At 72.7% G+C, this 24,284-nt stretch carries 24 protein-coding genes and 1 riboswitch; of the genes, 7 read left to right on the top strand and 17 right to left on the bottom strand.

Features of this window, described 5'->3' with window-relative positions:
- Positions 1–56: 56 nt before the first annotated feature.
- Positions 57–1,487, top strand: a complete 1,431-nt coding sequence (locus tag ACVWWH_RS11540; protein WP_457316672.1) for a hypothetical protein — start codon at positions 57–59, stop codon at positions 1,485–1,487.
- Positions 1,488–1,508: 21 nt separating this feature from the next.
- On the opposite strand, the gene ACVWWH_RS11535 is transcribed toward ACVWWH_RS11540, so the two are convergent.
- A complete protein-coding gene (locus ACVWWH_RS11535; protein ID WP_457316671.1) occupies positions 1,509–1,811 on the bottom strand; it encodes a hypothetical protein in 303 nt (100 codons plus the stop codon).
- Between the two features lie 8 nt (positions 1,812–1,819).
- Positions 1,820–2,536 (bottom strand): GAF and ANTAR domain-containing protein, encoded by a 717-nt coding sequence (locus ACVWWH_RS11530; protein ID WP_066501677.1) that lies wholly within the window; start codon positions 2,534–2,536, stop codon positions 1,820–1,822.
- A 310-nt stretch (positions 2,537–2,846) separates the two neighbouring features.
- On the opposite strand from ACVWWH_RS11530, the gene ACVWWH_RS11525 reads away from it, so the two are divergent.
- Positions 2,847–4,052: a S53 family peptidase gene (locus tag ACVWWH_RS11525; RefSeq protein WP_457316670.1), complete on the top strand. Its 1,206-nt coding sequence runs from the start codon at positions 2,847–2,849 to the stop codon at positions 4,050–4,052.
- Positions 4,053–4,140: 88 nt separating this feature from the next.
- Here the strand turns inward: ACVWWH_RS11525 and ACVWWH_RS11520 are convergent, their stop codons facing one another.
- The 6 genes from ACVWWH_RS11520 to ACVWWH_RS11495 all read right to left on the bottom strand — a co-directional run bounded on the left by ACVWWH_RS11520 (position 4,141) and on the right by ACVWWH_RS11495 (position 11,086).
- Entirely contained in the window at positions 4,141–5,520 is a 1,380-nt protein-coding gene (locus ACVWWH_RS11520) for an LLM class flavin-dependent oxidoreductase (RefSeq protein WP_218030584.1), read from the bottom strand.
- A 68-nt stretch (positions 5,521–5,588) separates the two neighbouring features.
- Positions 5,589–6,932: an MFS transporter gene (locus tag ACVWWH_RS11515; protein WP_457316669.1), complete on the bottom strand. Its 1,344-nt coding sequence runs from the start codon at positions 6,930–6,932 to the stop codon at positions 5,589–5,591.
- Positions 6,933–6,970: 38 nt separating this feature from the next.
- Positions 6,971–7,087: riboswitch (SAM riboswitch) on the bottom strand.
- A gap of 208 nt (positions 7,088–7,295) precedes the next feature.
- Positions 7,296–8,012, bottom strand: coding sequence for a response regulator (locus ACVWWH_RS11510; protein WP_447420389.1), 717 nt, complete (start codon positions 8,010–8,012; stop codon positions 7,296–7,298).
- Complete coding sequence (locus ACVWWH_RS11505; RefSeq protein WP_457316668.1) at positions 8,009–9,244, bottom strand: sensor histidine kinase; 1,236 nt, start codon at positions 9,242–9,244, stop codon at positions 8,009–8,011. The genes ACVWWH_RS11510 and ACVWWH_RS11505 overlap by 4 nt, the downstream gene beginning before the upstream one ends.
- Before the next feature lie 7 nt (positions 9,245–9,251).
- Positions 9,252–10,115 carry an ABC transporter permease gene (locus ACVWWH_RS11500; RefSeq protein WP_457316667.1) on the bottom strand — a complete coding sequence of 288 codons (864 nt, stop codon included), beginning with the start codon at positions 10,113–10,115 and terminating at the stop codon, positions 9,252–9,254.
- Positions 10,112–11,086: an ABC transporter ATP-binding protein gene (locus ACVWWH_RS11495; RefSeq protein ID WP_457316666.1), complete on the bottom strand. Its 975-nt coding sequence runs from the start codon at positions 11,084–11,086 to the stop codon at positions 10,112–10,114. The genes ACVWWH_RS11500 and ACVWWH_RS11495 overlap by 4 nt, the downstream gene beginning before the upstream one ends.
- Positions 11,087–11,311: 225 nt before the next feature.
- Between ACVWWH_RS11495 and ACVWWH_RS11490 the strand changes: the two genes are divergently transcribed.
- Genes ACVWWH_RS11490 through ACVWWH_RS11475 form a run of 4 tightly spaced genes read left to right on the top strand, consistent with a single transcriptional unit; the run spans position 11,312 to position 15,296 of the window.
- Positions 11,312–12,865: an efflux RND transporter periplasmic adaptor subunit gene (locus tag ACVWWH_RS11490; protein WP_457316665.1), complete on the top strand. Its 1,554-nt coding sequence runs from the start codon at positions 11,312–11,314 to the stop codon at positions 12,863–12,865.
- A gap of 7 nt (positions 12,866–12,872) precedes the next feature.
- Complete coding sequence (locus tag ACVWWH_RS11485) at positions 12,873–13,622, top strand: ABC transporter ATP-binding protein (protein WP_066502975.1); 750 nt, start codon at positions 12,873–12,875, stop codon at positions 13,620–13,622.
- Positions 13,619–14,848 (top strand): ABC transporter permease, encoded by a 1,230-nt coding sequence (locus tag ACVWWH_RS11480; RefSeq protein ID WP_229710849.1) that lies wholly within the window; start codon positions 13,619–13,621, stop codon positions 14,846–14,848. Before ACVWWH_RS11485 ends, ACVWWH_RS11480 begins: the two co-directional genes overlap by 4 nt.
- Positions 14,849–14,855: 7 nt before the next feature.
- Positions 14,856–15,296 carry a hypothetical protein gene (locus tag ACVWWH_RS11475; RefSeq protein ID WP_457316664.1) on the top strand — a complete coding sequence of 147 codons (441 nt, stop codon included), beginning with the start codon at positions 14,856–14,858 and terminating at the stop codon, positions 15,294–15,296.
- A gap of 16 nt (positions 15,297–15,312) precedes the next feature.
- On the opposite strand, the gene ACVWWH_RS11470 is transcribed toward ACVWWH_RS11475, so the two are convergent.
- Positions 15,313–16,848: a phosphatase PAP2 family protein gene (locus tag ACVWWH_RS11470; protein WP_457316663.1), complete on the bottom strand. Its 1,536-nt coding sequence runs from the start codon at positions 16,846–16,848 to the stop codon at positions 15,313–15,315.
- Positions 16,849–16,858: 10 nt separating this feature from the next.
- Positions 16,859–18,082 (bottom strand): MFS transporter, encoded by a 1,224-nt coding sequence (locus ACVWWH_RS11465; RefSeq protein WP_457316662.1) that lies wholly within the window; start codon positions 18,080–18,082, stop codon positions 16,859–16,861.
- A gap of 167 nt (positions 18,083–18,249) precedes the next feature.
- Between ACVWWH_RS11465 and ACVWWH_RS11460 the strand changes: the two genes are divergently transcribed.
- On the top strand, positions 18,250–18,495 hold the full coding sequence (locus ACVWWH_RS11460) for a DUF3072 domain-containing protein (RefSeq protein ID WP_066501697.1): 246 nt from the start codon (positions 18,250–18,252) through the stop codon (positions 18,493–18,495).
- A gap of 22 nt (positions 18,496–18,517) precedes the next feature.
- Here ACVWWH_RS11460 and ACVWWH_RS11455 read toward each other — a convergent pair whose 3' ends face one another.
- The 7 genes from ACVWWH_RS11455 to ACVWWH_RS11425 all read right to left on the bottom strand — a co-directional run bounded on the left by ACVWWH_RS11455 (position 18,518) and on the right by ACVWWH_RS11425 (position 24,260).
- Positions 18,518–19,258, bottom strand: coding sequence for a GAF and ANTAR domain-containing protein (locus ACVWWH_RS11455; RefSeq protein WP_457316661.1), 741 nt, complete (start codon positions 19,256–19,258; stop codon positions 18,518–18,520).
- Between the two features lie 117 nt (positions 19,259–19,375).
- On the bottom strand, positions 19,376–20,119 hold the full coding sequence (locus ACVWWH_RS11450; RefSeq protein WP_457316660.1) for an MBL fold metallo-hydrolase: 744 nt from the start codon (positions 20,117–20,119) through the stop codon (positions 19,376–19,378).
- Between the two features lie 40 nt (positions 20,120–20,159).
- Entirely contained in the window at positions 20,160–22,193 is a 2,034-nt protein-coding gene (locus ACVWWH_RS11445) for a penicillin-binding transpeptidase domain-containing protein (RefSeq protein WP_457316659.1), read from the bottom strand.
- 77 nt (positions 22,194–22,270) lie between these two features.
- The gene (locus ACVWWH_RS11440; RefSeq protein WP_141305485.1) at positions 22,271–22,468 is read right to left on the bottom strand and encodes a hypothetical protein; all 198 of its coding nucleotides are present in this window, start codon (positions 22,466–22,468) and stop codon (positions 22,271–22,273) included.
- A 199-nt stretch (positions 22,469–22,667) separates the two neighbouring features.
- Positions 22,668–22,940, bottom strand: a complete 273-nt coding sequence (locus tag ACVWWH_RS11435) for a hypothetical protein (protein WP_066501707.1) — start codon at positions 22,938–22,940, stop codon at positions 22,668–22,670.
- 145 nt (positions 22,941–23,085) lie between these two features.
- Complete coding sequence (locus ACVWWH_RS11430) at positions 23,086–23,529, bottom strand: response regulator (RefSeq protein ID WP_066501711.1); 444 nt, start codon at positions 23,527–23,529, stop codon at positions 23,086–23,088.
- A gap of 203 nt (positions 23,530–23,732) precedes the next feature.
- Positions 23,733–24,260: an N-acetyltransferase family protein gene (locus ACVWWH_RS11425; RefSeq protein WP_457316658.1), complete on the bottom strand. Its 528-nt coding sequence runs from the start codon at positions 24,258–24,260 to the stop codon at positions 23,733–23,735.
- Between the last annotated feature and the right edge of the window lie 24 nt (positions 24,261–24,284).

The raw sequence follows: 24,284 nt of genomic DNA, 5'->3' as shown, positions 1-24,284 counted from the left end.
TGGAGGCGGAGCAGTCAGTGGAATGAGCCATGCGGCGACGTGCGGGTGGTGGGGATATGCCTGAGCGGGGGCCCCTGAGGGACCTGCAGTCGATGCTCCTCGGCATGCTCGGGGACCTCTCGGTCCGCCGGGTGCTCGAACGGCTCGCCGACTCGGCCCGGGACCTGGCGAGTGCCACGGAGGCGGTCATCCGGCTCTCTGCCCCCGACTGGGCGCCCCTCGTGGTCAGCTCCTCCTCACCGGAGCGGCGAGTGCCGGAGGACGGGGATCCCCCGCCCGGCGCAGCTCCCCACGGGACCAGTCCGTGGGATGCCGCCACGGACAGCGGGCGCACGCTCCTCTCCGTGCCGATCCGCGCCCACGGGGCACACCTCGGCGAGCTGTTCCTGACGGGCCGGGGCCCCTTCGCGCCAGAGGTCGAGGAGCTGATCGCAGCTCTGGCTGCGGCGGCCGGGGCCGCGGCGTGGAACGCCCGCCTCTACGAAGAGGCGCAAGGCCGCGAGCGATGGCTCGACGCGACGCTTTCGGTGACGGCAGACCTGGTCTCCGGACAGGGACTCGTGGCCGGACGCGAACTCGATCTGGTCGCAGGGCGGGCGCTGGCAGCCTCGCAGTCGACCCTGGCCCTGGTGGCGCTGCCGGACGGCGGGTCGTTCCGGATCGCCGCGGCCGCGGGGACGATGCCGTCGCCGACGCTTCTGGCCGTCCTCGCGGAGCGCCTGCCCCAGCCGACGGGGCACGCGCAGGACGGCGAGGCCGCGATCTGGCTCGGGACGGACGCTACCGAAGGCCTCGGCCCCCTGTTGGCGGCGCGGCTCGGCCGCAGCCCGGCGCCGGGCGTGCTGCTGCTGGCACGGAAGGAGGGCTCGTCCTACACGCGACCCGACGTCTCCGCCGCGGCCGTGTTCTGCTCCAACGCTGCGCTGGCCCTGGGGATGCGGGCCCGCAGCCTGGGCGGGGACGCGCTGGCCGCAGACCGTGCCCGCATCGGCGACGGCGTGCGCGAGCGGATCGTGCCGCGTCTGCTCTCGGCCGGCCTGAGCCTGCGGCAGCTCGCTCTGCTCGCCCCGGCGGCCAGCGCCGCGGCACTCGTCGAGGAGGTTTCCCGCCAGCTCGACACGGCGGTGCAGAATCTGCTGCAGACAGGCGAACTGTTCGGGACCGGGCACCTCACGCAGGGGGTCGAGGCGGCGTCCTTCTCCGCGGAGCTGCTCGCCGCGGTGAGCGCCTCTGCTGACGCCGCCGGCGTCGAGGCGCAGATCACGATCCTCGGATGCACGGAGGTGGTCCCTGCCGACGCCGCGGGCCGGCTGCTGGCGTTGGTCAACGAGGTCGTTGCTGCCGCAGGGGAAGCTCAGTCCGGCGCACGGGTCGACCTCACGGTGTCCGCCGAGGAGCAGGCCGCGGAGCTGGTGGTCCACGGGGAGGCCGCCACCGCCCGGTGGCGCATCAGGGTCCCGTTCGCCCACCCGTCCTCCCCGGCCTGACGCGAGGAGCTCCCGAGGGGTTCAGTGGCCGTCGTGCCCCTCCCCTGGATCCCGATCCGGGTTCCGCTCTCCGTCCAGCCCGCGGCTGTAGGGCGCGTCGGCTGCCCCGCCGGTCAGCTCGTTCACGGCGTGGGAGACCAGGTCGCGCTGGACCGCCGGCAGGGCGAGCACCCCGTTGAGGTAGGCGTCTACCTCGTACTCGCCGGCGTCACCGGCCAGCCCGAAGTAGCGCAGCCACACTTGCCCCGGGGTCAGGCCCGCCTGGTCCATCGCCTCGCGGGTGAGCCTCCATTGCCGCGCGTCGCCGTCGTGTCCCGTGTCCATCCCGGGCCTCAGAGGACAGGGCGGCCGGCGACGATGTCCTGGGCGGTGTCGCTGAGGGCCCGCTGCTCAAGTCGGGAGAGGTCGATGATGCGGGAAAGCGCCTCGTCGGGACCGAGCCGCTCCCGTTCCATGATGATCCCGGTGGCCATGCGGATCGCGTCACGGTCGGCGATCGCCGCCGTCATCAGCGCGCTCGCCCGCTGGGCGGCGTCCCGCGCCTGCAGGTTGGCCAGCATGATGGCCGCGGGACGGGCCAGCATCTCGAGGAGGCGCAGGTCGTGCGCGCTGAACATCCCGGCCTTGTCCGAGTAGACCTTCATCGCCCCGATGGGGGTCCCCCCTGAGATGAGGGGTGCGCTCAGCGCCGAGCGCAGGCCCAGCGAGGCGGCCGCCCGGGTCCAGAGGGGCCAGCGCGTCTCGGTCCCGATGTCCTCGATCGTCTGGCTCGTGCCCTCGGCCCAGGCGCTCAGGCAGAGGCCCTGCCCCATCTCGTACTGCAGGCGGTCGGCCTCGAGGACCACCTCGTCGGTCGCGCCGGTGCTGGTCTTGCGGCCGCGCCCGTCGATCAGGGTGGCCCCGGCACCGGAGGCATGCGGAATGGCCTCCTTCGCCGCCAGGGCTAGGGACTGCACGGCCTCCTCGGCCGACTCCCTCGTCAGCAGTAGGTCCGCGAGCCGCGCCGTCAGCCAGGCCAGCTCCTGCGCGAGCGGGAAGTCGTCCGTCATCGGCGGTGCCCCCTCGTGCAGCTCAACGCGTCCATGGTCGCCTCTCGTATCGCACAAAGGATCGTACAGAGCCAGTCTCGCGCATCCGGACCCGATCGGGAACGGCGCCGCGCAGGCCTCGGTATCAGCTCCGGATGAGCTGGAGGTCCCACCTAACTGAGAGTTTGCTGGCAATCCTGATCGCGCTCTTGTCGCGGTGCCGGAGGCCTGCGAGTCTCGGTGCGTCAGCGTGACGGATCTTGTCAATTTTGCGGAGGGCCCGTCTCCCCCGGCGTCACCATCGCGTTGTCCCCAACCAGAAGGGCATGACATGAGGAAGCTCCTCGCCGCAGCGGCGGCAGGCCTGCTGCTCGCGGGCGTCGCCGCCGCGGCTCCGGCGTCGGCATCACCCGGGCCGAACCAGCACTCGGACCGCTCGATCCAGGTGTGCGCAGCGCCGCGCGCCGGCGACGCCGCGTGCACCGCCCGGCAGGCGGCCGACCCGGCGGGCAAGCCCATCACGGGCAACGCCGCCCCGCCGTCCACGGCCCTCACCCCCACCCAGCTGCAGAACGCCTACAAGCTCACCGGCGCGACCTCCGGAGGGCGGACGGTGGCCATCGTGGACGCCTACGGATACCCGAACCTCGAGCGGGACCTCGGAGTGTACCGCCAGCAGTTCGGCCTTCCCGCGTGCACCTCCGCTAACGGCTGCCTCACCGTGCGCAACCAGACCGGCGGCACGAGCCTTCCGCGGTTCGACCTCGGCTGGTCGCAGGAGCAGGCACTCGACGTCGACGCCGTCTCCGCCGCCTGCCCCGACTGCAAGATCGCGGTCTTCCAGGCCAAGTCGGCGAGCTTCGCGGACCTCGGCACGGCCGTGCAGACTGCGGCCAAGACCCCCGGCGTCGTGGCGATCTCCAACTCCTACGGCGGCTCGGACGCCGCGGACGCGACCTATGGCAAGTACTACAACTTCCCGGGCATCGCGGTGACCGCGAGCACCGGGGACAACGGCTACCAGGGCGGGTCCTACCCGGCGTCCTCGAGCTACGTCACGGCGGTGGGCGGCACCTCCCTCACGGCCGCCTCGAACACCCGCGGCTGGTCCGAGTCCGCGTGGAGCGGCGCCGGCTCCGGCTGCTCGACGTACAACGCCGCCCTCCCGGCGGCCGCCACATTCAACACCGGGTGCGCGAACCGGGCCATGGCGGACGTCTCGGCCGCGGCCGACCCGAACTACGGCGGCCTGGCCGTCTACTACCCGACCTCGAGCACGTCCTCGACGTGGGGCCAGTTCGGCGGCACAAGCGAGTCCTCGCCCATCATCGCCTCGGTGTACGCCCTCAGCGGCACCACGGGCTCCGCAGCGACGGGAACGTACGCGAACTCGATCCCGTACGGCCACTCCTCGAGCCTGTTCGACGTGACGAGCGGCTCGAACGGCACGTGCCCCACGTCCCAGTGGTGCACCGCCGGCGCAGGGTGGGACGGCCCCACGGGCCTCGGCACGCCGAACGGGGTGGGCGGCTTCTAGCCACCTGCGCTGAGGGGTCGTGTCCCTGCCGATCGCGGCAGGGACACGACCCCTCAGCTGTCGGGGCCGGCTGGCTCAGGCGGGCTGCTCAGGCGGTCGCGGGGACGACGCCGGCCACGCGCCGTGCCGGGTGGTCGGCGGCGAGGCGCGGGCCGGCTCCCAGGACGGTCCCCCGGAACGTCGCTCCGGGGGCAGCCTCGGCGAGGAGCCCGCGACGGCGCAGCTCGGGCGAGACGAGCCGGGCGAACTCGAGCAGGTCTGCCGGCCGCACGGCCGAGGTCAGGTTGAACCCGTCCACGCCGCCTTCATCGGCGAAGCGCTCGAGCTCGTCCACGACCGTGGCCGGCGAGCCGACGATCACCGGCCCTCGGCCGCCGATCGAGACGAACTTCGCGACCTCGCGCAGCGTCCACGTCCGCTCCGGGTCCAGGAGCGTGAACTGGGCGAGGGCGGACTGGTTGGCCTCGCTCCTGATGTACGTCAGCGGCGCGTCCTGGTCCAGCCCTGAGAGGTCCACGCCCGTCCAGCCGGCGAACAGCGCGAGCGCGGCGTCGGTGTCCACGTAGGACTCGTACTCGGCGAGCTTCGCGGCGGCGGCCTCGTCCGTCTCGGCCACGATCACGGTCGCGAGGTTGAACGCCTTCACGGAGTCCGGCGCGCGGCCGGCGGCGGCGAGTTCCGCCCTGAGCCCGTCGGTGAACTTCTTCGCCTGCGCGGGCGTGGAGCTGGAGAAGAACACGGCCTCGGCATGCTTCGCGGCGAAGGCCTTGCCGCGGGCCGAGGCGCCGGCCTGGAAGAGCAGGGGGGTCCGCTGCGGGGAGGGTCCGACCAAGGCGGGGCCGGGCACCCGGTAGGCGTCGCCGTCGTGCGCGATCCCGCGGACCCCGGCGGGGTCCGCGAAGAGGTTCGCGGCGGCGTCGGCGACCAGCGCGCCGTCGTCCACCGAGCCCTCCCACAGCTTGTAGACCACGTCCATGAATTCCTCGGCGCGATCGTAGCGCTCATCGTGCGGCACCTGGGTGTCGAGGCCGAGGTTCCGCGCGGCCGACTCCTGGTAGGAGGTGACGATGTTCCACGCGAGCCGGCCGCCCGTGAGGTGGTCCAGCGTGCCGAACCGGCGGGCCAGGAGGTAGGGGTGGTCGTAGGTGACGGAGGCGGTGACGCCGAAGCCGAGCCGCTCGGTGGCCGCCGCGAGGGCGGACACGATCAGCAGCGGGTCGAGGGCCGGGTACTGGACCCCGCCGCGGACGGCCGCGTCGGCGCTGCCGCCGTAGACGTCGTACTGGCCGAGCACGTCCGCGAAGAAGATCCCGTGGAAGCCGCCGTCCTCGAGGGCCTTGGCGAGCCCGGTCCAGTAGCCCAGCTCCGCGAAGCGGTGGGCCTGCGAGTCGGGGTGTCGCCACAGGCCCGGCGACTGGTGCACCGGCACGAGCATCTCGAACGCGTTCAGCAGCAGGGGCTTGGTCACGGGGTTCCTTCCGGATTCGGGTTCCGTGGGCGGGGACTTGGGGGGGGCGGACGACGGCGGGCGGCGCCTCAGGCGCCCGCTCCGCCCTCCGCGGTGGCCGGCTGGGCGGCGCGGAGGCCGACCGGGTCCTTGGCGGCGAGGGCCGCCGCCGTGGTGAGGACGCCGAGCACGGCGAACCAGCCGCACACGAGCCACGGCGCCCCGCCCCCGGCCTGGAGCAGGGCCGCGGCGACGAGCGGGGTGACCGCCGCGGAGAGCACGGTGCCGACCTGGTAGCCGAACGAGACTCCCGAATAGCGCAGCTCGGTGGGGAACTGCTCGGCGAACCAAGCGGCCTGGGGGCCGTAGATCGCGTCATGGAGGATGTTCATCCCGACGAGGAGCACGAGCGGGAGGAAGGCCAGGCTTCCATGGTCGAGGAACCAGAAGAACGGCCAGATGAGCACCACCACGCCCACGGAGGCCGCGACGGCGATGCGCCGGCGCCCGATCCGGTCGGAGAGCCAGCCCCAGAACGGACCCGAGAGCAGCCCGATGGCGGAGACGATGAGGATCGCGGCCAGGCCCGAGGTGGTGTCGTGGCGGCGGTCCTTGAGGTACCCGAGGATGTACACGGTCATGAGCGTGTAGATGGCGGGCTGGACGAGCCGCATGCCGATGGTCACGAGGATTCCGCGCGGGTGCTCGCGCAGCACGCGCGCCACGGGCCGGGCCACGGTGCGCGCGGCATCCTTGACCGCCGTGAACTCCTCTGCGTCGGTCACGCCCAGGCGGATCCACAGGCCGATCAGGACGAGGACGCCGGAGAGGAGGAACGGCAGCCGCCACCCGAACGACTGGAACTGCTCAGGGGTGAGGAACCCCTGCGTGAGCGCGTACGCGCCGGTGGCCAGGAGCATGCCGGCCGCCGAGCCCACCTGCGTGAACGAGCCGAAGAGTCCGCGCCGGCCGGCCGGGGCGTGCTCGACGGAGAGCAGCGCGGAGCCGCCCCACTCGGCGCCGGCGGAGAGGCCCTGGATGAGCCGGAGTCCCACGAGTCCCACCACGGCGAGGATGCCGATGGAGGCATAGTTCGGCAGGACGCCGATGAGGGTGGAGGCGATGCCCATGGTCAGCAGGGAGGCCACGAGCAGGGCCTTGCGGCCGATCCGGTCCCCGAGGTGGCCGGAGATGACGCCGCCGAGGGGCCGCGCGATGAACCCGACCGCGTAGGTGGCGAACGAGGCCAGGACGCCCACGAGCGGGCTCGCGTCGGGGAAGAACTGCTTGTTGAACACGAGGGCCGAGGCCGTGCCGTAGAGGTAGAAGTCGTACCACTCGATGGTGGTGCCGACGAACGCCGAGGCGAGGATGCGGCGCTTGGCGCGCAGGGCGGTGCCGAGTCCCGGCTCGGTTCTCAGGAGGGTGGCCATACAGGTCCTCTTCGGGTCGCGGCGCGAGGCTCGCTCAGGCGCCATACTTACGGCGCCGGGGGCCCGCGCGCCGTCGAATCCTCACCTGGGGCACCCCACTACAGCCGGAGGGTTGCCGTCCGGCAAGCCAGGGCTTGATGCCGGAACTCTTGATTCTTCGCCCAGTCTGCCGGTGGGCGCCCCGCCTGACGAAACGCACCCGTCACGGAGGTTCACACTCGCCCCGCCCCGCCTCCTGAAGGTCAGCTCCTGAAGGTCACCTCCTGAAGGTCAGCTCCTGCGGGAGCGACCCGCTGGACCTGACTTCCAGGACGTGACTCTCAGGAGGTGACCTTCAGGAGGTGACTTCCAGACGGAGGGGGCTCAGTAGTCGGGGTTGCTCGGGATGATGAGCCCCGTCTCGTACCCGTACACGACCGCCTGCACCCGGTCGCGCAGGTGCAGCTTGGTCAGGATCCGGCGCACGTGGCTCTTCACGGTGGCCTCGGAGAGGAAGAACCGGTGCGCGATCTCCGCGTTGCTCAGGCCCTCGCAGATGGCCCGCAGGACCTCGAGCTCGCGCGGCGTCAGCTCCTTGAGCAGGGGGTCCGGGGCGGCGCCGCCGTTGCCCCGGGCGGGCGCGCCGGCGCTGCGGACGTAGGTCTCGAGGAGCCGCTGGGTCACGCGGGGACTCACGACGGCGTCCCCGCTGGCCACGAGCCGCACGGCCTGGACGAGTTCGGCGGGCGCCACATCCTTGAGCAGGAACGCCGAGGCGCCGGCCTGGAGGCCGGAGAACGCGTACTCGTCGAGATCGAAGGTGGTCAGGATGATGACCCGGGCAGGGCTGTGGGCGGCGGCGATGCGCCGTGTGGCCTCGATGCCGTCCATGACCGGCATCCGCACGTCCATGAGCACCACGTCGGGGCGCAGCGACTCGGTCAGCTTCACGGCCTCGGCGCCGTTGCCGGCCTCGCCGACCACCTCGATCCCGTCCTCGGACTCGAGGACGAGCCGGAAGCCCATCCGAAGCAGCGGCTGGTCGTCGACGAGCAGGAGCCTCAAGGGCCCCTCGCCGTGGTGGTGCTCCGTCTCGCTCATGCGTCCCCCTCCGCCCAGTGCTGCTCGTCCACCTGCAGCTCGGTCTCCACGACCCATCCTCCCCCGGCCCGCGGGCCCGCGCGGAGGGTGCCGCCGTAGAGGGCGGCCCGCTCACGCATCCCGGCGATGCCGCCGCCCGTCCCGAGGCGAGGCTGCGCGCCGTCGGCCGCCGCGCCGTCGTTCTCGATCCGGACCCGCACGGTGCTGCCCTCGCGTGCCAGCTCGACCTCGACGCGGGAGACCCCGCGCCCGTACCGGAGCGCGTTGGTCAGGGACTCCTGGACGATCCGGTAGACGGCGAGCTGGAAGGCGGGGTCCGCGGGCGGGGCGGCCCCGGTGAGTGTGAGGACGGCGGGCAGCCCCGCCGTCCGGAACCCGGCCACGAGCGACTGCAGGCTCTCGGTGCCGGGGGCGGGCGCGAGGCTCGCCTCCGATGCCGGCTCGCGGAGGACCCCGAGGACGCGGCGCATGTCCGCCAGGGCGGTGCGCCCGGTGCGGGACAGCTCGCCGAGGACCTCCTGGGCCCTGTCCGGGTCCTTCGCGGCGATCTTCGCGGCGCCGTCGCTGAGGGCGACCATGACCGTGAGCGAGTGCGCGACGACGTCGTGCATCTCCCGGGCGATCCGGTTGCGCTCCTGGACGGAGGCCAGCTCGGCCCTGCGCAGGGCCCAGGCCCGGATCTCGGCCTGGTGCTCGCGGGTGCCGCGGACCCAGGCTCCGAGCCCAGCGGCGAGGACGTCCATGAGCAGCACGGAGACCGCGGCGACCAGGCCCACGTAGCGGGCGTTCTCCGGGACGGCGGGTCCGCGGGGGCTGTAGACGAAGGCGTAGTACACGGAGGCCGGGACCGAGGCGAGCACGGATGCGCCGAAGGCGACGAGCGCCGGGGCGGAGACGGCCACGGCGTAGAGCGCGAAGAAGACCGCCGCGCTCATGACCGAGCTGTTCGGCGACTGGTAGAGCAGGGCGGCGTCGATCGCCACGGTCACCACCAGCACGGCCCACGGGGACCGGCGCCGCCCCAGCAGGGCCGCCTGCTGGACGGCCAGCAGGGCCAACCGCCACCAGTTGCCATGCAGGACGTACTCGGCGAAGAGCGGCCCCGCGAGGAACACGGCCGCGGCGACGACGATCCAGTCCATCGCCACGGGACGGTCGGCCAGGTACGCGCGGACGCGGCCCCGCCGTGGCGGGACCGCGAGGGCGAGCGCCTGCGCGCCGGGAGCGTGCACGGTCCTCCTACACGTCCCGCTGCTTGAGCGTGGTGAAGGCGGCGAAGAGGAGCACCACCACGTAGGCGGCGATGACCAGCGTGCCCTGCCACGGCTCGAGGAGCGAGGAGTCCAGGGGCTGGCTGGACCCTGCCTCGAGCATGGACTGGAACGCGTTGGTGGGGAGGTACTTGCGTGCCTCCTTGAAGAAGTCGTTCGGAATGAGCTGGAAGATGATCGGGAGCACGAACAGCACGGCCACAAGCGTGACGATCGCCCCGGCGGAGTTGCGCAGGAGTGCGCCGAGGGAGAGCCCCATGAGGGCCACCGCGGACACGTAGGCCGCGCTGAGGAGCATGATCCGCTGGACGTCCCAGCTCGCCATGTCGAGGCTCAGGCTGTAGTTGCCGAGGATCGGCTGGGCCACGAGGCCGCCGAGGTAGGCGCCCGCGTAGGTCACCGCGAACCCGACCACGACGGCGTAGACCGCCTTCGCGGCGAGCACGGGCCAGCGCTTGGGGACCGCGGCGAACGTCGCCCGCGACATGCCGGAGGTGAACTCCGCGCTGATCAGGAGCACGGCGAGCGAGCCGACGATGAGCTGCGAGAAGGTCACGCCTGCATCCGGAAGGTGCGGGAGCAGGGCGGTGACGTTGATGGCCTCGCGCGGATTGGTCACGGTGCCGCTGTGCTGGGCCTGGGAGACCTGGCCGAAGCCCCACGCCTGGAGCGCCGCGAAGCCCATCATGAGCGCGACGGCGCAGACCAGGAGGATCCGGGTCGACAGGAGCGAGAGGAGCTTGATCCGCTCGGAGGCCAGGACGCGGAGGAAGGTCGGGCCGGCGAGGGCCGGTGCCGCGGAGCGGCGGGCATGCTGGGCTGCGGTGCTCATCGGTGCGCCTCCTGGGTCTGGGCGGGGGTGCCCGCGGTGGGCAGGCTGGGCGCGTGGCCGGCATCGGGACGGTCGGAGCGGTACTCGACGTCGTCCTTGGTGAGCTCGAGGTAGGCCTCCTCGAGGCTCGCCTGCAGCGGCGTGAGCTCGTAGACGAGGATGCCGGCGCCGAGGGCGTCCTGGGCGATCTCGCGCGGCCCGAGGCCGGAGACCTCGAGGAGCTCGCGCTCCTGGGTCTGGATGCTCACCCCGTCACGGGCCAGGAGCGCGGCGAGCTGCTCGGGGCTGTCCGTGCGGACCCGGGTCCGTGCTCGGCCCTCGCCGTTGAGGATGTCCTGGATCGGTGCGTCCGCGATAATCTTGCCGCGGCCGATCACAATGAGGTGGTCCGCGGTCTGGGACATCTCGCTCATGAGGTGGCTCGAGAGGAAGACGGTGCGCCCCTCGGAGGCGAGGTACTTGACGAGGTTGCGGACCCACAGGACGCCCTCAGGGTCCAGGCCGTTGACGGGCTCGTCGAGCACCACGACCTGCGGGTCGCCGAGCAGGGCCGCGGCGATGCCGAGCCGCTGCCCCATGCCGAGGGAGAAGCCCTTGACCTTCTTCCGTGCCACGGCGCCGAGGCCGGTCATCTCGATGACCTCGCTGACGCGCGAGACGGGGATGCGGTGGGTGGCGGCGAGGGCGCGCAGGTGCGTGTAGGCGGTGCGGCCGGGGTGCACGGCGCGCGCCTCGAGGAGGGCGCCGATCTCCCGCAGCGGCGCCCGGTGCCTGACGTATGGCTCGCCGTTGACGGTCACGGTGCCGCGGGTGGGCGCGTCGAGCCCCATGATCATGCGCATCGTGGTGGACTTGCCGGCACCGTTGGGGCCGAGGAAGCCGGTGACGCGGCCCGGTTGGACGGTGAAGGTGACCCCGTCCACGGCCGTCTTGTCGCCGTAGACCTTGGCCAGGTCTTGCGCCTGGATCATGACATTCCCCTTCGTGTTCGCATGGTTCCACGCTAGGGCGGCCACCCGGGCGGGCGCGACGACCGCGGGGATGAACTCGCGCGTCCCCCGTGGGCGGGGCTCCTCCTCAAGGATGAGTCTGGGCGGAGGACCCCAGGAGGACGTGCAGGACACACCCACACCTGCCACAGCCCATGCTCGGCCCGACCACAGCCCAGACATAGACTTCCCCCCTAGGTTTCACCCGTGAACCGTCGCACCCTCGTGATCAACAGCGCCCTCGGGGCGGCTGCCCTCCTCCTGAGCGGAGGGATCTGGGCGACCGTCGCCGCGACGGCACGCCCCGCCAGCAGCGTCAGCAGCCGCACCGTTTCCGTAGCGCGCGCCTCGCTCCAGCAGACAGCCACGGCCTCGGGGAATGTCTCGTCGGCCGCGACCACCACGGTGGGGACCGGCAACTGCTCGGGCGCCGTCACGGCCGTCAAGGTTGCCGTCGGCCAGGCCGTCAAGGCCGGTGACGAGCTGGTGGACATCGACCCGACCAACGCGCAGAACGCCGTCGACTCCGCCCAGGCGCAGCTCGACGCGGCCTCGGCGCAGACCGGCCAGCAGGCAGCCAGCGCGGCGAACTCGGTGGCCCAGGCGCGCCAGCAGCTGACCAGCGCCCAGCAGACCCAGACGCTCGACGTGCAGCAGCTGGCGGCCTCCGTGGCGGCCGCCCAGAAGCAGGTCGACACGGACCAGACCACGCTCACGCAGGACCAGGCCACGGCATCGGCGAGCCCGAGCAGCACGCCCGCAGCCAATGCACTGACCGCGGCGCAGGCGCAGCTGGCCAAGGACCAGCAGTCCCTCAGCCAGGCCCAGAACCAGCAGGCCTCCTCGACCCTCAAGGACCAGCAGCAGGTCGCCACGGCGGGCGTCTCGCTCAGCTCAGCGCAGAACGCCCAGGCCAATGCGGCGCCCGCGAACGTCACGAGCGCCCAGATCGCGCTCAAGACCGCCCAGGGCAACCTCGCGGACTGCGTGGTCAAGGCCCCCTCGAACGGCACGGTGACCGCCATCGGCGCGATCGTGGGCGCGAACGCGGCCGGCGGCTCCTCGGGCGGTTCGAGCGCCTCCGGGGCGGGGTCTGCGGCCTCCACCGGAAGCTCCGGCTCGTCGTCGTCCGGCGCTGCCGGGTCCGGATCGGCGGCCGGCCTCGTGACCCTCACGGACGCCGGCCACCTTCAAGTCACGGCGGCCTTCTCCGAGTCGGACGTCGCGGCTATGAAGGCGGGCCAGGCCGCGACCCTCACCTTCCCGGCCCTGAAGGCCGACGCCGGCGCCCCGCCGGTGACGGGGACCGTCACCTCGATCGCGGCGACGTCCACGACTACCAACGGCGTCGTCACCTATGCCGTGACCGTCTCGATCGCGAACCCGCCCGCGGCCGTGCGCCTCGGCGAGAGCGCCACGGTGGCGGTCACGACGGCGTCGGCCGACAACGCGCTCGTGGTGCCGACCCTCGCGATCACGACTGCGGGGACGCGCCAGACGGTGACCGTGCAGCGCAACGGCGCGGACGTCCCGGTGGCCGTGACCACCGGCGTGACGGCGAACGGCCGCACCCAGATCCTCACGGGCCTGGGCGAGGGGGACCAGATCGTGCTCCCCAGCGTGACCGGCACCACGGACACCTCGACCCAGAACCCGCGGGGCCTCTTCGGCGGGGGCTTCGGCGGCGGCGCCGGGGGCAACGGCGGCGGCGGGGCGCGAGGAGGCACGAGTGGCGGCAGCAACTCCGGCACCGGCCGCTGATCCGGGCATGAGAGAGCTCGAGTACGCACGGCCGGCGGCACGTGCGGCCGCACACCGGTCGCGGCCCGTGATCGCCCTCGAGGACGTCAGCAAGGTCTACGGCCAGGGCGAGGCCGAGGTCCGGGCGCTGGACGGCGTGGGCCTGAGCATCGGCCGCGGCGAGTTCGTGGCGATCGTGGGCGCGTCCGGGTCGGGCAAGTCGACCATGATGAACATCATCGGGTGCCTGGACGCGCCGACGGGCGGGAAGTACCTCATGGACGGGATCGCGACCGGCGAGCTCGACGAGTTCCAGCTCGCCCAGATCCGCAACCGCAAGATCGGGTTCGTCTTCCAGAGCTTCAACCTCATCCCCCGCACGCGGGCCGTCGACAACGTGGCGATGCCCCTGGCGTATCGGAAGGTGGGCCGGCGCGAGCGGCACGCCCTCGCGCTCGAGGCCCTCGACGCCGTCGGCCTCTCCGCCCGCGCGGGCCACCTGCCCTCGCAGCTCTCCGGCGGCCAGCAGCAGCGCGTCGCGATCGCCCGCGCCCTCGTCGGCGAGCCGGTGCTCCTCCTCGCGGACGAGCCGACCGGGGCGCTCGACACCAGGTCCTCGCACGAGATCCTCGATCTCTTCGACGCCCTGCACGCCCGCGGCCGGACGATCGTCATGATCACCCACGAACCGGAAGTCGCCGCCCGCGCCCAGCGGGTGGTGCGGATGCAGGACGGACGCATCGTCGAGGACTCTGCACCGTCGGGAGGCAGCGCGTGATCGCCGAGTCCGTGCGCTTCGCCCTCTCAGGGATCGCGGCGAACAAGATGCGCTCCGTGCTCACCACGCTGGGAATCGTGATCGGCATCAGCGCCGTCATCACGCTCCTCGCCGTCGGGGCCGGGACGTCGAACATGATCAAGGAGCAGATCGGGCGCCTGGGCACCAACGTGCTCACCGTGAACCGCGCCGTCGCGACGGGCGGACGGGCCACCGGCGGGAGCGCGACCGCGACCCGCACCCGGTCCACCTTCCTCACCCTCGCCGACCAGCAGTCCCTCGACGACCCGGTCCTCGCCCCGGACATCGCGACGACAGCCCCGGTGGTGCAGGCGCAGTCCGTCACCGCGGCGCTGGGCTCCTCGACGCACTCGATCGCCTCGACGCTCGGGACCACGCCGTCGTACTTCGGCATCACGGCGTTCAGCGCCGCGGCCGGGCGGGTGCTCGACGACGCCGACGCCGGCCAGCCCGTCGTCGTGCTGGGCAACAGTGTGGCCGTCGACCTGGCCCAGGACGTGTCCACCCTCGTCGGGCAGACCGTCTCGCTCAACAGCCGCAACTTCACGGTGGTCGGCGTCCTCGCCGCCAAGGGCACGAGCGGGCTCAACGACCCCGACGACGTGGCCATGGTCCCGATCGACACGGCGCAGGGCGCCTTCACCGGCTACACCCAGAGCCTCTCCTCCATCGCCGTGCAGGCCAAGAGCGCCGACGTCATGACGCAGGCGCAGAACGAGATGCAGCAGATCCTCGATGCCCGGCACCAGGTGACGCCGGACACCCGCGACTACCAGGTGCGGAACCAGGCCCAGGTGCTCTCGACCGCCACCTCCACCACCCAGACCCTGACGATCCTCCTCAGCGCGGTCGCCGGGATCAGCCTCCTCGTCGGCGGGATCGGGGTCATGAACATCATGCTCGTCACCGTGACGGAGCGGACCCGGGAAATCGGAATCCGCAAGGCCATCGGCGCCACGCGGGGCAACATCGTGCTGCAGTTCCTCGTCGAATCACTCATCATCTCGGTCCTCGGCGGCATCGCGGGCATCCTCCTCGGGTTCGGCGCCTCCGGCTTCCAGTTCTTCGGCATCCAGCCGGAGGTCCAGTGGTGGACCGTGTGGCTGAGCGTTGCCGTGTCCGCAGGGATCGGACTCGTGTTCGGCATCTATCCGGCCAATAAGGCCGCCAAGCTCCGTCCCATCGACGCCCTCCGCTACGAATAGAGCCCCCATGAACGAGCACACGCCAGAATCCACTGTTCCCACCGAGCGCATGGCCGTCGGCGCGTCCGCGGAAGCAACCGAGGCGTTCACCCTTCCGCAGGCGTCCGTTCCGGCCCCGTGGGGCAGCCCCCTGCCGGCGCGCGAAGAGGAGCTCCTCCCCTCCGACGACGCGGACGAGGCCTTCGACGAACCGTTCGTCCCGGCGCCCCGATGGCGCGCCGGAAGGCTCACCAAGGTCCTGGTGTGCCTGTGCCTCGTGCTCGCGGGCGGCCTCGGCGGGGCGGCGCTGCAGAAGTCCGTGGATGCCCGCACCGGCCTGACAGGCCGGGGCCAGTTCCAGATCAGCTCACAGAACGGTGCGGGAGGCGGCAACGGCGGCTTCGGCGGCCGCAACCGCGCATCCCAGAGCACGGGGACCGCACCGGCGCCGGCTCCGTCGGCCCCCTAGGTCCTCCGAGGAACGGTCAGCCGGCGGCCCGCGGCGAGTACACCGTGAGGGCACCCCGCTCCACCCGGACGGTGGCGCGCCGGACTCCGGGGACCACCTCGCCGTCCACCGCAAGGACCAGCGGCCGCCCGAGGGCCGCGAGTTCGACCTCCTCGGCATCCCACTCGTGCAGGGCCGGGCTCCGCTCGGCGGTGCCCGTGACCAGGGCCGTCAGGAGCCGGAGCCGGGCGAAGCGGGGCCGGGCGCTGGCGGCACGGAGGTCGAGGACGCCGTCGTCCAGGATGGGGCGCTCGAGCGGCGCGATGTCGCGGGGCCAGTAGCGGCCGCGGCCGATGTAGAGGGTCCACACCTTGCGGCGGACGCCGTCGATCTCGAGCCAGGTGGGGGTCGAGGCGCCGAAGGTCCGCAGGGCCGCGAGCGTGCCGGCCGCGCGCTTGGGGAGCCAAGGGAGGCGGCGGCGGAGATGGTCCCGCCGCCGGACGAGGTTGGGGTACACCCCCACGCTCGCCGTGTTGAGCATGACGACGCGGACCTCCTCGGGTGCCTCGGGATCCCCGCGCTCGGCCCGCACGCGGCCGAGGTCGCACACGAGCGCCGTCCCGGCGGCCACGGCGTCGGCGACGTCCGCGCCCTCGAGCGCTCCGAGGTCGCGGGCGAAGTGGTTGAAGGTCCCGCCCGGCAGCACCGCGAGGGGCATGCGGAGGTCTGCACACACTCCGGCCACCGCGCCCACCGTGCCGTCGCCGCCCCAGACGCCGAGGGCGCGAACGCCGGACGTCGCGGCAAGGGTCCGCGCGACCTCGGCCGCGTCGTCGTCCTCCCCCACCTCCTTGACCATCGCGGAGGGGAAGAGCTCCCGCACCCTCGCCGCGGAGTCAGTCCCGGCCGGACCGCTGGCCGGATTGAGGACGACGGCGAGTCCCTCCCCCCGCTCGAGGGCGGGGGCGGGGACGGGGGTCGTCCGGGCTGGCGGCGCGGTCTCGAGGCGGGCCCACCAGGTGCGCGTCACGAACGCGGCGCCGACGCCGCAGGCGGAGCCGAGGACGACGTCGCTGGGCCAGTGCGCGCCCGTGTGGACGCGCGAGTAGGCCACGCCGGCGGCCAGCGGGACGAGCGCGGCGCCGAGCGGCGGGCTCAGCAGTCCGACCCCGGTGGCGAAGGCGAAGGCGGAGGCCGAATGGCCGCTCGGCAGGGACGAGCTCGTGGGCTGGGGGCTGAGGAAGCGGTGCACCGGCAGGGCCGCGGAGTGGGGCCTGGCGCGGGGCAGGAGGCGCTTGGCGACGATGTTCACGCTCGCGGAGGCGAGCGCCACGGCCATCAGGCCGTGCGCGGCGGCCCGCCGGGACGGCCCCTTCTTCAGGGCCAGGCCCGCGGCGACGGCGATCCACAGCTTCGAGTGCGTGGCGGCCCGGGTCAGCCAGGAGAACGCCGGGTCCCAGGGGCCGCGCGGAAGCCGGGCGACCCGGTCGACCAGGGCGGTGTCCATGCGCTGGACGGCATGGAAGGGCAGGCCGGGGGGACGGAGGTCGCGGAGCCTGCGGGGTCGCATCATGGCGGCCAGCCTACTGCGCCGCGCCATGTGCTGGGCCTTCCTTCCGGGTCACGCCGGCCAGGGCCAGGGCCACCAGGATGGGCACGAGGATCGCGAGCAGCGCATGCCGCAGTCCGAGATGGTCGCCGAGGAAGCCGAGGAACGGCGGCCCCGCCAGGAAGGCGATGTAGCCGATGGTCGAGACGACCGAGACCCGGGCGGCCGCCCGTCGGGGATCGTCGGCTGCCGCGGACATGCCCATGGGGAAGGCGAGCGCCGCGCCGAGCCCCCAGAACACGGCCCCGACAGCGGAGAGAAGATAGGTGCTTGCCAAGGCATATGTGGTCAGCCCGACGAGCGCCGAAAGCATGCTGAGGCGGAGGGCGGCCACCCGGCCGATCCCGTCGATGATCCGGCCCCCGAACCAGCGGGCCACCGTCATGGCGCCCACGAACACCGCGAAGAGGGCCGCGCCGGCGGCCTCGCTGGCACCCAGGCCGTCCACCACGCCCTTGGAGATCCAGTCGTTCCCCGCACCCTCGGTGAGCGTGGCGCCCAGGACCACCACGCCGATGAGCACGGTGCGGGGGTGGCGCCAGGCGTCGAGCACGCTGCCCTTCGGCGCGGCACCCTCGGGCGGTGCGGTTCCCTCGTGCGGCGACCCGTCGGCGTCGTGCGCGAGGAAGTACCGCGGGACGAGGACGATGATCGCCGCGACGACCACGACGATCGCGAACAGGTGCAGCGCGAGGTCGATCCGGGCGGCGCTCAGCGCCGCCCCGAGGAGCGCGCCGAGGACGGCTCCCCCGCTGAACGCCGCGTGGAACTGGGGCATGACGGTGCGGCCGAGACGGTGCTCGACGTCCGCGCCGCCGATGTTCTGGGCGACGTCCCAGAAGGCGATGCCGCTGCCGAAGAGGACCATGCCCGCGGTGACGACCCACACCAAGTGGGCGAGCAGGCCGACGGCGATGACGGCTGCGGCGGTGATGGCCAAGGATCCGCCGAACCGGATGGTGGCCTTGAGCCCGATCCGGTCCACGATCGATCCGGTCAGCGGCAGCGACACGAGGGAGCCGAGGGCGCCGACGAGCAGGACCGCGCCCATCTCGCCGGTGCTCAGCCCCAGCGTCTGCGTCACGGACGGAATGCGGGCTGCCCAGGAGGCGAAGATGAAACCGTTGGTCCCGAAGATGACGAAGATGGCAATGGCGGCCCCGCGGACCGTGCCGGCCGAGTCCGTGCGGGTGCTCATGCGGCGCCCACCAATGGCCCCGAATCCGTCGATCGCATGGGCCTACTCAATCACCCCGGGGTGGCGGGCTGCGCGCGCCGCGGCGGGGCGCCCGCGGATCGGCGGCTCGGACCGGGAGCCTCGCGCGGACGGTTTGGCCGCCTGCCCGCGCGGGCACAGGAGTCCGTATGAGTGACGACACCGAGACCCTCGGCAGCCCCGAACCCGAGCCACAGGGCGGACTCGACCGCGACCCAGGCGACTGGGTGACCGGCGACGAGCCGATGACTGCCGCCCAGCGCAGCTATCTCGACACGCTCGCGAGGGAGGCCGGGGAGGAGCTTCCCGCCGATCTCACCAAGGCGGAGGCCTCGCGGCACATCGACAGGCTCCAGGGCAAGAGCGGGCGGCTCTCGGAAGACCCCGGCCAGTAGCCTCGGCGCTGCCGGAACGCGCTCAGGCGCACTGGAAGCCGGCCGACGGAATATCCGGGTCGTAGATGGACACGACCTCGAGCGCGACCTCCCTCAGCTTCCGGTTCCGGTGGTTGGACGCCTGGACCAGGATTTCCTTCGCCTCCCGCTGCGTGCAGCGGGACTGTCCCATGATGATGCCGAGGGCAAGGTTGATCGCGGTCCGCGAGTCGAGGGCGGCCATGAGGTCGCTGGAGAGTTCGCTCTCCGCGGCCAGGCGCAGGGCGATCTGGACGGCGACCGACGCCTCGGATGCAACGGCGGAGAGCTCCTCCCTGTCGGTCGCCTCGAAGGCGTCGCGCCGGATGCTGTAGCAGGTCAGTGCGGCATGCGCCCCAACCCCGAGCGGGATCGGGGCGGCCATGAGCGACCGCGGGCCATGGCCCCTGATCTGGGACACAAAGACCGGCCAGCGTTGCTCGGACCACAGGTCGGGGCTGCAGACGGCCGCGCCGGTCCGGGCGGCCTCGAGGCAGGGGCCGTCGTCGGCCGCGTACTGGAGCTCGTCCCACCGCGACGCCTCCGGGTGGCTGGACGCGATGGTGGCCCCCCGCCGGCACCGCTGCAGGGTCACGCTGCAGCAGTCGGCGCCCCTGGAAGCCAGACGTTCGGCCGTGGTCTCCGCCAGCTGACCCAGGAAGGCCTGCAGGCCATCGCTCTGGAGCAGGGCCTCCTGCAGCTGGCGGGCTACACCGGGCCGCATCTCGATATTCTCGGCCGTCACCGTGCTGCCTCCTCACCCACGTCCTTCCGCGGCGGCGCTGCCCCTGTCCACACCTCCATGATCGGCCCGGCGTGCGCGATGCGCAACGATTGCGGTGGCGCATGGATCATGGATGCGTCAATGGCGGGAGACCTCGAGGGCTCGGGCGACGGCAGCCTCGGCGCCCTGCATCCATGGTTCCCCGTGGCCCGGCAGGAGGATCGAGGCCCGCGTGGACGCGAGCTCGCCCAAGGACGCCAGGGCCGTCTCGCTGTCTGCGGTCGCGGCCTGGGCGACGATCTGCGGGCCACGGCCCCCCGTATAGGGGTCGAGGGTCACGAGCGCGTCGCCGGTGATCACCGCATCCCGTTGGGGGAACCACAGCGCGACCGAACCCGCGGTGTGTCCGGGCACCTGCAGGAGCGTGGGGCTCCCCGGGAGCCCCCGCAGCGCGTCCTGGTCCAGGGTCCGCACGTCGCGCAGGCCCGGCACGGCGAACGCCCCGGCGGCGGCCATCTGGCCGAAGGCCAGGAGGGACTTCGGGTACCGGACCGGGTACAGCAGCGCGCTCCGCTCATGCCGGTAGCGGTAGGGGTGGGCCGCGATGTCATGGTCCGCGGCGTGCGCGTACACGGGGATGCCCAGCCTCGCCCTGAGGCGGGTGGCGGAGCCGATGTGGTCGAAGTGCCCGTGGGTCAGGACCAGCGCCCGGATGTCTTCCGGCCCCCTGCCGAGCTCCCGGACCGCCTGGGCGAGCAGCCGCTCGCTCGAGGGGAATCCGGCGTCCACCAGGAGGAGGCTCCCGCCCTCGTCGACCACGTACAGATTGGTGGCGGCATGCTCGAGCCGGTGGATGCCGGGGGCCGCGTTCTGGGTGAACATTGCGACCGGTTACCCCGCGGAGGTGGCTCGAAACGACGGCTCAGCCGGCCTTGACGAGGAAGTTCTTCAGCAGCGGCCCGGACACCGTCGCCCCCAGGCCGCCCTCCTCGACGAACACCGCCACCGCGAGGTCGCCGTGGGTCCCGATGATCCAGGCATGGGTCTTGGGCGGGGTGTCGGAGCCGAACTCCGCCGTGCCGGTCTTCGCTCCCACGGGACCCCCGGGGACGTCCGCGAGGAATCCGGCATGCCCGCTCGTGACGACGGCCCGCATCATGTCCTTCAGCACCGCCGCCTCGGCGCCCGTGAGCGGGGGGCCGGGCTGGGAGGAGGGACTCGCCGTCGTGCCCGCGGACGACGGCGCCGGGCTGGCCGAGCCGCTCCCGGCACCTGCGGGGGCGCTTGCGGCGGTGGCGGACGCGTCCGCGGACGGCGGGCCGCCCTGCGTGGTGGCAGCCTGGGGGTTGAGCACGAGCTGCGCCGAGACGGGCGAGCCCTTCGCGACCGATCCCGCCATGATCGCCGCCGCAAGCGGGGAGAAGAGCACCCTGCCCTGGCCGATCATCGAGGCAGCGTGGTCGGTGGAGCCGGCGTCGCCCGGGACGGATCCGAGGAAGGCCGGCGCCCCGAGCCTGGGGGCGTCGACGGCCACCCCGAGAGAGGTCGCAGCGGACTCGAGCTGCGCCTGCGAGACCTTGTCGCGCTGGGAGATGAAGGCGGTGTTGCACGAGTGGGCGTAGGCATCGCGCAAGGTGATCTCGCCGAGCGAGGACGCGGGATAGCCGGTGGCGTTCTGGAACGTCTTGCCGTCCACGGTGAGGGTCGGGGTGCACTGCACCTTCAGGTCCGCGGTGGCTCCCTGGCGGATGAGCGCGAGCGAGTCGATGGTCTTGAAGATCGACCCCGGAGCGTACTGGCCGAGCATCGCGGTGTTGTACCCGTTGCTGCCGGGACCAGATGCGGCAGCGAGGACCGCCCCGTCGGAGGGACGCAGCGCGACGATCGCCGAGGCCGGCCCAATCCCGGCGAGCTCGTCCTCCGCAAGCTGCTGGAGGCGGGGGTCGAGGGTGGTCTTCAGGGGGGTGCCGGGCACCGGCTGCTTGGTGAACAGCGTGCGCCGGGACCCGGGGTCAGCCTTGAGCTTCTCCGCCGTGAGGTCCGCGGGCTGGGCGTGGACGGTGACCCCGTCCAGGCCGCGGAGCTGGGAGTCGTACTGGGCCTGCAGACCGCTCGCACCAGCCGTCTCACCGGGCTGGATCGTCCCGCCGGAGGCCTGCACCTGTTCCGCTGTGGCCTGCCCGATCACGCCGAGGACCGGCCGTGCGAACGTGCGCGTCGGCGCCAGGGGCATGCTGTCCTTGACGGTGATGGCGCCGGGGACGGCGGCGATCTGGTCGTCGGTGGGGGTGCGCCCGGGTTCGTCACGGAGCGTGATGGCCTCCACGAAGGCCTTCTCGCCGGCAGCCTTGACCTGCTTGGCGAACTCGCCGGGGTCGATCTTGACCAGGGCCGCGAGCTTGGCGGCGGAGTCGGCCTGGCGGTCCGCCGCGAGCTGGGACTTGTCGATTCCCACGCGGAGCACGGGCCGCTCAGTCACGAGCTTCGCGTCCCCGGCACCGAGGATGTCGGCGCGGGCGGGCGCGGTGGTGTCGAAGGTGACGACCTCGGCCTCTCCGAGCTGGGGGGCGAGGAGATCAGCCTTCCACTGCGTGAGCCAGCGGTCGCCGTCCCGGGCGAGCTGCGCCGTCGTCTGGTACGTCCAGTCCTGCCCTGCGAGCTTCCAGTCATAGGCGAGGACGACGCCGGCCTTGTCGCCGTCCACTTTCGGCTCGCCCGCGGTGACGGCCGGCTTCACCGCGCCGAGGCCCTTGAAGGCGGCGGCGAGCTGCTGCTGGGCGGCGGCCGGATCCTTGCCCTGCATCGGCACGCCGCCGACGTCGCGGGCGGCGAGCGCCGAGGCGAGCTGGCCCGCGGCCTGCTTGGCCGCAGACTGGCGGCCGTCGTCGCACGAGGTGAGCGCCGCGCCCATCACGGCGGCGGCGAGGACGAGAGAGACCACGCGGAATTTCCCCACGCCGACAGCCTAAGCGGTGGCTCCGACAGCGCTGGCACCGGCCGGCCGCGTGCTGCGGCCCCGGACGGGACGCCGGGTCAGAGCCTGCCGTTGCGGGACTCGTTCGCCCGCAGGGACCAGGCCGCCAGGAAGGCCAGGGAGAGCGGATAGGCGAGGGTCCCGAAGATGCCGCCGGCACACACGAGGACGAGGATCACCGCCACGGCCACGCAGGCCGCCAACCGCACCCGCACGCGCGGGGAAACGGGGGTCTTCTGGTGAGAGCTGACAGCCATTGCCCTCGCCTCCTGATCGCTCTGGAAGGCACTGTGTGGCGAGGGCTGCCGAGCCCGAGATGAAGCCTGTTTCCCCCCGCGACCTGCTTGTCCACGATGCCCCAGCCCCCTGGATCCACTGTCGTCTCGCACCCCGGATCGGGGCCAGAGTCCAACGGCCCAGTCGGCCGGTCATGGCAGAGCGCGCCGGGGCGTACGCCTATCCGCTCCAGATGTCGCCGGCCTCGAGCCGGTGGAGCTGGGCCAGAGCCTGTTCCGCGTCGAGGCCCGCGCGCAGGAGTTCGTCCAGGATCTGCTCCTGGCGGCGCACCGCCTGGGGATCGAGGGCTCCTGCTGCGTGGGGCGGCTGCGGGAAGCGGACCGGGTCGCGGGGCGGCCGGTCGTCGGCTGCGTCGAGAGGACGGGGCGAGTGGGTGCGCCCGGCCGCGGGGCGGTCATGGTGGCGCGGGGGGCGAGCAGGGGCGTTCTTCATCGGTCTCCGTTTCGCATCCTCGAAGGGCTCCTCCAAGGGTCCGAGACGGCGGCTCTCAGCTGGAGGGCCAAAAGTCCTACGTCGTGGCCGCGCCGGGCGCGCACTCCGCAGCGCAGGGGCGCATCACAACAGGCTGAGCCGAGGATCAGTGGCCCTCGTCGGCCGTCTCCGGCACCGCGGCGCGGTCCTGGCCCGAGGACGCCGCCGCGGCCACGGCGGCGAGGAGTTCGGCGGTGCGGATGTTCTTCAGGACGAGCGCGCTGGCTCCCGCCGCCGCGGCCCGGCGGCCGAGCTCGGGGGCGTCCCACGGGGCCAGGAGCACACACTGGATCGCGGGGTCAGCGTCCCGGACGAGGCGGCAGATGTCCACCCCCGCCCACGTGAGCATCCCGGCGTCGAGCACGCACACATCGGGCCGCAGATCCAGGATCCGCGCGGCCGCGGCGGCTGGGTCCCCGTCGGTGCCGATGACCTCGAACCCCTCGTCCTGGAAGAGCTCGCGGAGGCTCTCCCGGGCCAGGTCGTGACGGTCGTAGATGAACAGCCGGGCCTGCGGGCGCGCAGCACCGGAGGACGGTTGCGAAGACAAGGGCCGGCTCCTTCAAGCTCGATCCACAACGGGACCGCGAGAACGTCGTCGCCCTCATTCGGTCCGGAAGGGGATCGTCCAGTCCTGCCATTCTCCCCCCGCCGCGCCGGGTTGGATAGGGCCGGTAGCCACGGAGGCGCCGAACGGATCCGTGAGGTTGCCGCTTCGAGGAGCGCAGCTGTCCCGGAGTGCCGAGGAGCGCCTCAGAGCCTCAGCTCGAGCAGCACGGTGTCCCGCCACGTCCCCGCAAGGGGCCCGTGGCCCATGAGCGCGATCCGTTCCCGGCGACCCACCTCGCGGAAGCCGAACTTCCGGTGGAGCGCCAGGCTCGGGGCGTTCTCGGGGAACACGGTGGCCTGGACGGTCCAGATCGCGCGATTCCGGGACTCCTCGAGGAGGGCCGCCATGAGGAAGGTCCCCACGCCGCGTCCGCCGGCCCTGGGGTCCACGTAGAGCGAGTGCTCCACGACGCCGCGGTAGACCTCCCGGGCGGACACGCGGGCCGCACCGGCCCAGCCGAGCACCCGTGAACCAGCGCCCGACTCGCAGGCCACGAGCACGAACTCCTTCGTCGCGGCAAAGGCCTCCCAGGTGGGCGGGGGTGCTGATTCGAAGGTCGCGTCGCCGGGCTCGATCCCCGCGGCGTAGATGTCGCGGATGCGCGGCCAGTCCTCGGCGGTGGCGTCACGGGCGGTCAGGGCAGGCGGGGCCTCGGCGGAATGGGCGTCCATGGGGCGATGCTACGTGCCGCGCCG

The sequence above is a fragment of the Sinomonas sp. RB5 genome (genome assembly GCF_054063535.1).
Note: the sequence above shows the minus strand (reverse complement) of the source record. Positions and strands in the feature narration are given on the sequence as shown.

Coding starts and splice junctions, on each gene's coding strand:
- ACVWWH_RS11540 (WP_457316672.1), top strand. CDS start 57: ATGCCTGAGCGGGGGCCCCTGAGGGACCTGCAGTCGATGCTCCTCGGC.
- ACVWWH_RS11535 (WP_457316671.1), bottom strand. CDS start 1,811: ATGGACACGGGACACGACGGCGACGCGCGGCAATGGAGGCTCACCCGC.
- ACVWWH_RS11530 (WP_066501677.1), bottom strand. CDS start 2,536: ATGACGGACGACTTCCCGCTCGCGCAGGAGCTGGCCTGGCTGACGGCG.
- ACVWWH_RS11525 (WP_457316670.1), top strand. CDS start 2,847: ATGAGGAAGCTCCTCGCCGCAGCGGCGGCAGGCCTGCTGCTCGCGGGC.
- ACVWWH_RS11515 (WP_457316669.1), bottom strand. CDS start 6,932: ATGGCCACCCTCCTGAGAACCGAGCCGGGACTCGGCACCGCCCTGCGC.
- ACVWWH_RS11510 (WP_447420389.1), bottom strand. CDS start 8,012: ATGAGCGAGACGGAGCACCACCACGGCGAGGGGCCCTTGAGGCTCCTG.
- ACVWWH_RS11500 (WP_457316667.1), bottom strand. CDS start 10,115: ATGAGCACCGCAGCCCAGCATGCCCGCCGCTCCGCGGCACCGGCCCTC.
- ACVWWH_RS11495 (WP_457316666.1), bottom strand. CDS start 11,086: ATGATCCAGGCGCAAGACCTGGCCAAGGTCTACGGCGACAAGACGGCC.
- ACVWWH_RS11485 (WP_066502975.1), top strand. CDS start 12,873: ATGAGAGAGCTCGAGTACGCACGGCCGGCGGCACGTGCGGCCGCACAC.
- ACVWWH_RS11475 (WP_457316664.1), top strand. CDS start 14,856: ATGAACGAGCACACGCCAGAATCCACTGTTCCCACCGAGCGCATGGCC.
- ACVWWH_RS11470 (WP_457316663.1), bottom strand. CDS start 16,848: ATGATGCGACCCCGCAGGCTCCGCGACCTCCGTCCCCCCGGCCTGCCC.
- ACVWWH_RS11465 (WP_457316662.1), bottom strand. CDS start 18,082: ATGAGCACCCGCACGGACTCGGCCGGCACGGTCCGCGGGGCCGCCATT.
- ACVWWH_RS11460 (WP_066501697.1), top strand. CDS start 18,250: ATGAGTGACGACACCGAGACCCTCGGCAGCCCCGAACCCGAGCCACAG.
- ACVWWH_RS11450 (WP_457316660.1), bottom strand. CDS start 20,119: ATGTTCACCCAGAACGCGGCCCCCGGCATCCACCGGCTCGAGCATGCC.
- ACVWWH_RS11440 (WP_141305485.1), bottom strand. CDS start 22,468: ATGGCTGTCAGCTCTCACCAGAAGACCCCCGTTTCCCCGCGCGTGCGG.
- ACVWWH_RS11435 (WP_066501707.1), bottom strand. CDS start 22,940: ATGAAGAACGCCCCTGCTCGCCCCCCGCGCCACCATGACCGCCCCGCG.
- ACVWWH_RS11425 (WP_457316658.1), bottom strand. CDS start 24,260: ATGGACGCCCATTCCGCCGAGGCCCCGCCTGCCCTGACCGCCCGTGAC.